Here is a 5,800-nt window from a genome sequence, read left to right as displayed (position 1 = left end):
AGGTAGCCCACCACGGTGCACAGCAGGCCGTAGGCGATGAACGATGCGATTCCCAGCAGGTTGCCCAGATGCTGGCGGTCGATCAGCACCAGCTTGGCCAGCACCACGGCCATCAACACGGCACCAACCATCCACAGCACACGCTGGCCGCGACGCGAGCCCCACACCCAGGCGATCACGCCGAGTACGCTCCACAACACGGTCAGGCTGGTCTGGGCCAGGCTGAAGCGGGCCATCGTCGGATCCCAGACCACACCGCCCCAATGATGCACGCCATGCAGCACGGTGCTGGTCAACGCGATGAAACCGGCCACGGCCAGCACCGGCACACGCAACCGCTGCAGCTGCGCTGGTCCCTGCGGGTCATACAGCCAGCGCGCGATCAGCAGCAGGCTGACCCACTGTGCCAGTTCGGCAGGATTGAGCAGCGGCAACCACGGCAACGGCGTGGCGTCGCCCGCCAGGGTCAGGCCGAACAACCAGGCCAGCGCCAGCAGCGCGAAAATCACACACTGCAGCGGCAGGCGCACCGGGTCAAACGCAGCACCCAGCGGCCAGCGCAGCACGTTCCAGCGCCACAGCGACAGCGCCGCCAGCAGCAGCCACGGCAACGTGACCAGCAATGCCGTCCAACCCTGCGCCAGGCGCGCGTCGCCGCCACCCCACAGGGCCAGCAGCGAAAGCAGCGACGGCCACAGCAGCCACCACAGGAACTGCGCGATACGGGCCACGCCGCCGCTGCCCTGGCGCAGGCACAGCAGGCTGCGCACGCCAAGCACGGCGAACACTGCCCATGCCAATGCGCCATAGCCGGCAAACGGCTGCTGGTGGGCATCGCTCTGCAGCAGGGCCAGCGGGAAGCCGGCGGCCAGCATCGCCAACGCGGTCACGCCCAGCGCACGTGCCGGCATGCGGCGTTGCACCTCCGAGGCCAGCCAGGCGGTAACGGCGGCCAGCACCAACACCGCGTCGGCCTGCGCCGAATGCTGGAAAAAGCGGCCGATTTCATGCACCAGACCGCCCAACCACCACAGCAGGCCCCACAGGTAGTACGCCAGGGCGATGTCATGGCGCTGCCTGCGCTGATAGCTCCACGCCGCCGCGAAACCCGCCACGGCCAGCAGCAGTGCGCCGATCGCGGTCGGGTTGAGCAGGAAACGCTGGTCCTGGTGCCAATGGTCGGCCCCCACCACGAACGCGAATGCGGCGGCGAGCTGCAGCAGCGCACCGGTCACCTGCGGCAACCAGYGCTTCTGGCGCAACCCCAGCCACGCCAGGCCGGCACCTTCCAGCGCGAACACCGCACCGGTGGCCCGCGCCGACAATGCCAGCGGCACCGCCAGCGTCGCAAAGCCCACCGCCAGTACTGCATGCGACTGCGCCAGCACCGTATACGACGCGCGTGCGATCAGGGCCCGTGCCAGCAGCGCATAGATCGCTGCCAGGCCCAGCGCGCACAGGGCCAGCGTCATCGGTTGTTCGTGCAGCATGCCGGCCTGCAACGAGAAGGCGATCAGCGGCGTGCCGAACACCAGGCTGCCGTCGACCAGATCGCGACGCCCGGCCGGCTGCCGGCGCGCATACAACAACGGAATCAGCAGATAGAAGGCGAAGAACAGCAGCAGGAACGGTTCGGTACTGGCGAACTTGGCCGCGTCGTACTGCAGCACGCCCCAGAAGGTGCCGATGCCGAAGGTGAACGCGAAACCCAGCAGGTTCAGCACACGCCACGGGCGATACCAGGCAATGGCGAAAATGCCCGCGTTGAGCACGGCGTAGTAGCTGAACAGCCCGACGTGGTTGCCACTGCCGGTGGACAGCCACAGCGGCGCCATGAAGCCGGCCAGGATGCCCAGCACTGCCAACGTGCGCGAGTTCTGCACGACCGCCAGCACGCACAGCCCCGCCACCAGCGCGATCGAGCTGGCAAAGGCGAAGCCGGGCGCGAGCAGATCGAAACGCTTGAAGGCAGCGAAGATGGTCAGCAGCAGTACGCCGATGGCGCCCCCCTGCAGGGCCAGCGCGAACATCCGCCGGCGTTCGCGCTGGTGCCAGCCGAAGGCCAGCAGGCCCAGCGCACCGACGGTGATGCCCGCCAGCCGCAGCTCGACCGGCACCACCAGCCAGCCCTGGTCGCTGACGTACTTGAGCAGCGCAGCAACGCCGGCCAACAGCACCAGCATGCCAATCTTCACCGGCACATTGCCCTGGGTGAACCAGTGTTTGACCGCACCGATCGCGCGCTCGACCAGGTTCGGCAGGGCTGGTTCCGCTGGCAAGGGCGGCAATGTGGGCTCAGGTGGCAACGGCGGTGGCGGCGACGGACGCGCGGGTTGGGCCGGTGGCGGCAGCTCCTCGCGGGCGGCAACCGGAGGCGGGGCCGTGGCCGCCGTGGGCCGCAGGAACGAGGGCTCGCTGCCGGGTTCACGTGTTGCCGCAGGCGCGCGCGGCGGCGCGGCCACTGCCGTGGGCGCACGGCCAAGCGTCTCTGCCGAAGTGGGCGCGGCCTGCACGCTCTGTGCGGCCTCCAGCGCGGCGACCCGCCGGCGCAGGCCGGCAATCATCACCAGCGCCACCACCAGCAGCAGCGGTATCGCCAGCAGGACCAGTACTGCCAGGACCAAGAGTGCTTCCATTCCTCGCCTTCCAATGCGATCCCGCGCCACGATGGCGGCGGTCGACGGGCCCATGCTACGTCAGGCCGGGCCCCTTAAACGACGAACCCCGGCCAGGCCGGGGTTCGCGCGACGATCTTCGCAGGCCTTACTTGGCTGCGACGACCTTGGCCATTTCCAGGCACTTGTTGGAATAGCCCCACTCGTTGTCGTACCACGACACGAGCTTGACGAAGGTGCCGTCCAGCGCGATGCCGGCGTCTGCATCGAACACCGAGGTGTGGGTTTCACCGCGGAAATCGGTGGCCACTACCTTGTCTTCGGTGTAGCCCAGGATGCCCTTCAGCGCGCCTTCGCTCTGTGCCTTCACTTCGGCGCAGATCTCGGCGTAGGTGGCTTCCTTTTCCAGCTCGACCGTCAGGTCGACCACCGACACGTCCGAGGTCGGGACGCGGAAGCTCATGCCGGTCAGCTTCTTGTTCAGTTCCGGGATGACCACGCCGACGGCCTTGGCCGCACCGGTGGAGGACGGAATGATGTTCTCCAGGATGCCGCGGCCGCCGCGCCAGTCCTTGTTGGACGGGCCATCGACGGTCTTCTGCGTGGCGGTGGCCGCATGCACGGTGGTCATCAGGCCGCGCTTGATGCCCCACTTGTCATTGATGACCTTGGCCAGCGGCGCCAGGCAGTTGGTGGTGCACGAGGCGTTGGAGATGATCGCCTGGCCAGCGTAGGTCTTGTCGTTCACGCCGAACACGAACATCGGCGTGTCGTCCTTCGACGGTGCCGACAGGATGACCTTCTTGGCGCCGGCATCGATGTGCTTCTGCGCACTGACCTTGTCCAGGAACAGGCCGGTGGCTTCGAGCACGACGTCAACGCCGACTTCGTCCCACTTCAGGTTGGACGGATCGCGTTCCTGGGTCAGGCGGATCTTCTTGCCGTTGACCAGCAGATCCTTGCCATCGACGGCTACGTCGGCCTTGAAACGGCCGTGCACGGAGTCGTACTTGAGCATGTAGGCCAGGTAATCCGGCTCCAGCAGATCGTTGATGGCCACGATTTCGATGTCGTCGCCGAAGTTCAGCACCGCCGAGCGCAGGACGTTACGCCCGATGCGACCGAAACCGTTGATACCAACCTTGATTGCCATGTTCTCAAGCTCCTGCAGCCGCGACAGGTGCGGCGGGGTGGATAGGGCCCACAAGTCTAGCAGGCCGGCCTTGACCACCGCCGGCCAAGCCCGCCGCCGGGACGGGGGCCGGACAGGATTTGATCCGGATCAAAGCGTTAGCGCGGTGTGAGGCCGAGACTGGCCACATCCACCCAGCAACGAGATCCCCCCCATGCGCAAGACCTCCCCCATGATCGTGGCCAGCCTGGCCGCCGCCCTGTCGTTGGCCRCTGCCCCGGCCATGGCCCAGTCCAAGGGCGACTGGACCCTTTCCGCTGGCGTGCACCAGGTCGCCCCGAAGTCGAACAACGGCTGGCTGGCCGGCGGCACCCTGAAGGTCGACGTCGACAACGACGTCAAGCCGACCATCACCGGTGAGTACTTCATCGCCGACAACCTGGGCATCGAAGTACTGGCGGCGCTGCCGTTCAAGCACGACATCAACATCAACGGCCTGGGCCGCGTGGGCAGCACCAAGCAGCTGCCGCCGGTGGTCACCCTGCAGTACCACTTCAACAGCAAGGGCAAGGTGTCGCCGTTCGTGGGCGCCGGCCTGAACTACACGACCTTCTTCAGCGAAGACACCACCGGTGCGCTGGCGGGCAGCAAGCTGAAGCTGCAGGATTCGTGGGGCCTGGCCGCGCATGCGGGCATCGACTTTGCGATTGGCGAGAAGGGCGCCCTGCGCGTGGACATGCGCTGGATCGACATCGACAGCAAGGTGAAGCTGGATGGCGAGAAGATCGGCACGGTCAACATCGATCCGCTGGTCTACGGCGCGTCCTACGTCTTCAAGTTCTAAGGGGTTGATTGGCGGGGGCTGCGCCCCCGCTCCCCCGCTACAGGCAAAACCCTCGCAGCATGTTGCCCCGGTATGTGTGTGCCGGGGCTTTTTTGTTGGTGCAAAGCGCGGATCTGCGTTTGGGTGGGGCAAGTGAGTTGCTCAGGACACGCCGTAAATACGTCCATGTAGGCTCGATCGCCGCATCCATGCGGCGAACGGTCCTGAGCAACCCACTTGCCCCACCCCTTCCATTTTTCCGCGCGCGCAGGCGCAAGCAGAAGCCGGCACCCGCATGACCCAGTTGACATCGGCCGGATGCGACCCAGCATTTGACTCTGATTCTGCTTCTGACGTTTGCATCCGCCACCGCGGCCATGTTGGAGGTGTGCGGTCGGGGCAGGTAGAGCGGGACCGTTGGCGCCATGGATGGCGCCATCGAGCCCCCAAGGATGGGTTTACGGCGTGTCCCGCACTGCCTGCCCCGGCCGCACACACACCGACGACAATGAACGCGCCGCTTTCCATCAACCACCCATCTCCCCCGCTGGCTAGAATGAGCGGATGAAAGCACTGCACTCCCTGTTCCTCGCCGCCGCACTCGCGCCGGCCCTGCTGACCCTGTCCGCACCCGCCCATGCCTGGGGCGCGCAAGGCCACCGCCTGGTCGCCGAAGTCGCCGACAGCCGCCTCAACCCGACCACGCGCGCTGAAGTCCACCGCCTGCTGGCCACCGAACCCGGCGCCACCCTTGCCAGCATCGCGCCCTGGGCCGACCAGCTGCGCGCCAAGGACCCGGGCCTGGGCCGTCGCTCGGCCGGTTGGCACTACGTCAACATCGCCGAAGATGGCTGCCACTACGAGGCGCCGAAGCACTGCAAGAGCGGCAACTGCATCGTCGAAGCGCTGAAGGCGCAGAGCGCGATCCTCGGCGACCGCAGCCTGACCGATGGCGAGCGCCTGCAGGCGCTGAAATTCGTCGTGCATCTGGTCGGTGACATCCACCAGCCGATGCACGCCGGCTACGGCCACGACAAGGGCGGCAACGATTTCCAGCTGCAGTTCGGCAACCGCGGTACCAACCTTCACTCGCTGTGGGACAGCGGCATGCTCAATACCCGCAAGGTCGACGATGCCGGTTACCTGCCGGTGCTGCGCGCACTGCCGGCGCCGAAGCTGGCACGCCAGTCCAACCCGCAGCGCGATCCGGTCAGCTGGGCTGAAGCCAGC

Annotated in this window: 4 protein-coding genes; 2 read left to right on the top strand and 2 right to left on the bottom strand. The window is 66.8% G+C overall.

The features are described from left to right. Positions 1-2,636: DUF2339 domain-containing protein (locus AC1VAN_RS08850; protein WP_480985649.1), on the bottom strand; the 2,636-nt coding region annotated here is incomplete at its 3' end. 127 nt (positions 2,637-2,763) lie between these two features. Beyond that, the gene (gene gap, locus AC1VAN_RS08845) at positions 2,764-3,768 is read right to left on the bottom strand and encodes a type I glyceraldehyde-3-phosphate dehydrogenase (RefSeq protein ID WP_025874252.1); all 1,005 of its coding nucleotides are present in this window, start codon (positions 3,766-3,768) and stop codon (positions 2,764-2,766) included. A gap of 193 nt (positions 3,769-3,961) precedes the next feature. Between gap and AC1VAN_RS08840 the strand changes: the two genes are divergently transcribed. Then, positions 3,962-4,591: an OmpW/AlkL family protein gene (locus tag AC1VAN_RS08840; RefSeq protein ID WP_480985648.1), complete on the top strand. Its 630-nt coding sequence runs from the start codon at positions 3,962-3,964 to the stop codon at positions 4,589-4,591. Between the two features lie 543 nt (positions 4,592-5,134). Then, on the top strand, positions 5,135-5,800 hold a 666-nt coding region (locus tag AC1VAN_RS08835), incomplete at its 3' end, for a S1/P1 nuclease (RefSeq protein WP_480985647.1).

The sequence above is a fragment of the Stenotrophomonas sp. 05L44_2 genome (assembly GCF_056665995.1).
The sequence above is the reverse complement of the archived record's forward strand: the minus strand, read 5'-3'. Positions and strand labels throughout refer to the sequence as shown.